The 3,839-nt window shown below is 73.5% G+C and carries 5 protein-coding genes; all 5 read right to left on the bottom strand.

The window, feature by feature from the left end; translation table 11 throughout:
- A partial coding sequence (locus A7A76_RS01555; RefSeq protein WP_206409549.1) for a nicotinate-nucleotide--dimethylbenzimidazole phosphoribosyltransferase occupies positions 1–462 on the bottom strand: 462 nt, incomplete at its 3' end.
- A 62-nt stretch (positions 463–524) separates the two neighbouring features.
- Positions 525–1,043, bottom strand: a complete 519-nt coding sequence (cobU, locus tag A7A76_RS01560; RefSeq protein ID WP_206409545.1) for a bifunctional adenosylcobinamide kinase/adenosylcobinamide-phosphate guanylyltransferase — start codon at positions 1,041–1,043, stop codon at positions 525–527.
- Positions 1,031–2,521, bottom strand: a complete 1,491-nt coding sequence (locus A7A76_RS01565) for a cobyric acid synthase (RefSeq protein WP_206409546.1) — start codon at positions 2,519–2,521, stop codon at positions 1,031–1,033. The genes cobU and A7A76_RS01565 overlap by 13 nt, the downstream gene beginning before the upstream one ends.
- Complete coding sequence (cobD, locus tag A7A76_RS01570; RefSeq protein WP_206409547.1) at positions 2,518–3,570, bottom strand: threonine-phosphate decarboxylase CobD; 1,053 nt, start codon at positions 3,568–3,570, stop codon at positions 2,518–2,520. The genes A7A76_RS01565 and cobD overlap by 4 nt, the downstream gene beginning before the upstream one ends.
- 44 nt (positions 3,571–3,614) lie before the next feature.
- The coding region (locus A7A76_RS01575; protein ID WP_206409548.1) for a cobalamin biosynthesis protein at positions 3,615–3,839 on the bottom strand (225 nt) is incomplete at its 5' end.

A 3,839-nucleotide genomic window follows, 5' to 3' on the forward strand; every position in this document is an offset into this window, starting at 1 on the left:
GTCGCGCGCGGCGCGCACGCTGGCGGCGCCGGCGGCCAGCGCGGCCTCGAGCTGCGCCGCGCTCATCGCCGCGGCCTCGCAGAAATTGGCCGTGGACGCGGCGACGATGGCGCGATGCACGCCCTTGATCGGGCCGGGGTCGTTGACCGTGCCGAGGTTGACCACGTCCAGGCTGGCGCCGAGGCTGCGCGCGAGCACGGCGATGGCCGCGCCGCCGCCGGCGAAGTTGCGCAGCATCTCGCCGGTCACCGCCTGCGGAAACGCCGACACGCCTTCGGCGGCGACGCCGTGGTCGGCGGCGAACACGCTGATCCACACCCGCTGCAGCGCCGGCCGCGGCGTGCGCTGCAAGGCCGCCAGCCGCACCGCGGCGTCTTCGAGCCGGCCGAGCGAACCCGGCGGCTTGGTCAGTTGCGCCTGGCGCGCGCGCGCCTGCGCGGCGATGGCCTCGTCGGCGCGCAGGCACGCGCGCGTCCACCACGGGCTGGCTTCGTTCAAATCCTCGACCTCCACACTCTCGGCGTTCACAACGCGGGCCCCTTCAGCACCAGCGGCAACCCGGCCGCCACGAACGCCACCCGCTCGCAGGTCTCGCCCAGGGCCTGATGCAGGCGCCCGGCCTCGTCGACGAAACGGCGGCTGAGCTCGCCCATCGGCACCACGCCCAGGCCGACCTCGTTGCTGACCAACAGCACCGCCCCGTCCAGTTCGGGCAAGGTCGACAAGAAGGCTCTACGTTCGCGCTCGAACACACCCACATCCCCATGCCCCAACAAATTACTCAACCACAACGTCAAACAATCCACCAACACGCAACGCCCAGGCTTCGCATGCGCACGCAACGCCGCCGCCAACGCCACCGGCTCTTCCACGCAAGCCCACTGCGCCGGCCGGCGCGCGCGATGATGCGCGATGCGCGCATCCATCTCGCCGTCCAGCGCCTGCGCCGTAGCGATATAGACGACCTCTTCATGCGCCGCGGCCAGGCGTTCGGCCAATGCGCTCTTGCCCGAGCGCGCGCCGCCGAGGATCAGGGTGCGCATGCGGCTTCTCCGTGCGGATGGCGCAGGCCGAACAGCGCGGCCAGCGCGGCGGTGTCCAGGTGTTGTTCGACCGCGTCGGCGAGGCGATCGATGGATCGCTCGCGCAAGCCGTGCAGGTCCAGCGGTTCGGCGTCCTCCAGCCCGGCCCAGCGCAGCAGCGCCGCCAGCGCCTGCGGCCGGTCGAACACGCCGTGCAGGTAGGTGCCCAGCACTTGCCCGTCGGCCGACAGCGCGCCGTCGCTGCGGCCGTCGTCCAGGCGCAGCGCGGGCGAGGCCAGCGCCGCGCCGCTGCTGACGCCGCAGTGGATTTCGTAGCCGGCCACGTCCGCGTCGGCGAAGTTCAGGCGGCCGCGCACGTTGCGCAGTTGCTTGTTCGGTTGCAAGGTCGTTTCCAGGTCCAGCCAGCCCAGCCCGTCGCTGGAGCCGGCCTCGCCTTCGATCCCGCGCGGGTCGTGCACGGCGCGGCCGAGCATCTGCAGGCCGCCGCAGATGCCGATCACCCGGCCGCCGTAACGCAGATGCCGGGCGATGGCTTCGGCCCAGCCGTTGCGGCGCAGCCAGGCCAGGTCGGCGCGGGTGGACTTGGAACCCGGCAGCACGATCAGGTCGCACGGCGGCGGCGCGTCGCCCGGGCCGACGAAGCGGCACTCGACCTGCGGATGCGCGCGCAGCGCGTCGAAATCGGTGTGGTTGCTGATCCGCGGCAGCGCCGGCACCGCCACGCGCAGGCGCGCGCCGGCGTTGCGGTCGGCCTCGCGCGGCAATGCGTCTTCGGCTTCCAGGTGCAGGCCGTGCAGATACGGCAGCACGCCGAACACCGGCTTGCCGGTCTCGCGCTCCAGCCACTCCAGCCCGGAGCGCAACAGCCCGATGTCGCCGCGGAAGCGGTTGATCACAAAGCCGGCCACGCGCGCGCGTTCGCTCGGCGACAGCAGCGCCAGGGTGCCGACCAGGTGCGCGAACACGCCGCCGCGGTCGATGTCGGCGATCAGCAGCACCGGGCAATCGACCGCTTCGGCGTAGCCCATGTTGGCGATGTCGCGATCGCGCAGATTGATCTCGGCCGGGCTGCCGGCGCCCTCCACCACCACCGCGGCAAAGCGCTCGCACAGGCGCGCGTGCGAGGCCAGCACCGCGTCCATCGCGGTGCGCTTGTAGTCGTGGTAGGCACGCGCGTCGAGGCGGGCGACGGCGCGGCCGTGCACGATCACCTGCGCGCCGGTGTCGCTGTCGGGCTTGAGCAGGATCGGGTTGAAATCGGTGTGCGGCGCCAGCCCGGCGGCCTGCGCCTGCACCGCCTGGGCGCGGCCGATCTCGCCGCCGTCGGCGGTCACCGCCGAATTCAGCGCCATGTTCTGCGGCTTGAACGGCGCCACCGCGACGCCGCGGCGATGCAGCCAGCGGCACAGCGCCGCGACCAGGGCGCTCTTACCGGCGTCGGAGGTGCAGCCCTGCACCATCAGCACGCGCGCGCTCATCGCGGCGGCCTCGCGGCTTCGACCGGCGCGGCTTCGACCGGTGCGGTTTCGACCGGTGCGGTTTCGGCGAGCGCGACCTCGGCCAGCGCGTTATCCAGGCGCCGCCATTCGTCCTCGCCGCCCGGCAGGCCGAAACGCAGGCTCGCGGGCTCGTCGAACAAGCGCGTCAGGATCGCGCGCCGCGCCAAGGCCTCGTGCCACTGCGCGGCGCGCGGATCGCGGCGCCACTGGAAGAACGCGCTGCCGCCGCTCGGCGCCAGACCGTGCGCGCGCAGCAGCGCGGCCAGGCGTTCGCCTTGCGCGCGCAAGCGCGTGCGCATGCGCTGGTGCCAGTCGCGGTCGGCCAGGGCGTGGCGCAGGACGTGGCGCGCCGGTCCGGTCAAGGTCCACGGGCCGAGCCGCTCGCGCAGCGCCGCCAGCAGCGCCGGCGCGGCGCAGACGAAGCCGCCGCGCGCGCCGGCGAGACCGAAGAACTTTCCGGCCGAGCGCAGCACGATCAAACCCTCGCGCGCGCTTTCGCCGCACAGGCTGCGTTCGGGAGTGGCATCCATGAAGGCCTCGTCGATCAGCAGCCAGCCGCCGCGCGCGCTCAGGCGTTCGTGCAGGGCCAGCAGCGCCGCGCGTTCGAAGCGCTCGCCGCCGGGGTTGTTGGGATGGATCAGCACGATCGCGTCGAAACGTTCGCGCTGCGCCAGCAGTTCATCGGCGGCGAGAGTTTCGACCGCATGGCCGGCGCGGCGCCACGCGTGCGCGTGCTCGGCATAGCCCGGCGCCAGCACGCCGACGCGCGAACGCGCGCGCAGCTCGGGCAAGGCCTGGATCGCGGCTTGCGAGCCGGCCACCGGCAACGCCCGCGGCGCGCCGTAGTACTCGGCGGCGATCTCGGCCAGGCCGTCGTCGTCTTCGGGCAAGCGCTGCCAGGCGCGCGCAGGAATCTCCGGCACCGGCCACGCGTCCGGGTTGATGCCGGTGGACAGATCGAGCCACTGCGCTGCGGGAATGCCGTAGCGCTGCGCCGCGCGCAGCAGGCGGCCGCCGTGTTCAAGCATGCGCGCCTCCGTACGGTGTCGTGAACGCTGCCGTGCGCAGTGAATCAAACCTGCGCATGCCACCGCTCCAAGGCCGCGACCGCGGCCACGACGACCAGCCACCACACGGTGCCGCGCTCGACCAGCGCCAACGCGCGGCGGATCGACCCGGCATCCGGCGCGGCGCCTTCGCCGAGCAACGGCCGCGCCTCCCACACGCCGTGATACGGCGCCGCGCCGCCCAGGCGCACGCCCAGCGCGCCGGCGCCGGCGGCCATCACCGGGCCGGC

Source organism: Lysobacter enzymogenes (genome assembly GCF_017168095.1).
Lineage (GTDB): Bacteria > Pseudomonadota > Gammaproteobacteria > Xanthomonadales > Xanthomonadaceae > Lysobacter > Lysobacter enzymogenes_D.

What these genes read in the sequence shown, in the direction of transcription:
- cobU (WP_206409545.1), bottom strand. Translation starts at nt 1,043, where the DNA reads ATGCGCACCCTGATCCTCGGCGGCGCGCGCTCGGGCAAGAGCGCATTG.
- A7A76_RS01565 (WP_206409546.1), bottom strand. Translation starts at nt 2,521, where the DNA reads ATGAGCGCGCGCGTGCTGATGGTGCAGGGCTGCACCTCCGACGCCGGT.
- cobD (WP_206409547.1), bottom strand. Translation starts at nt 3,570, where the DNA reads ATGCTTGAACACGGCGGCCGCCTGCTGCGCGCGGCGCAGCGCTACGGC.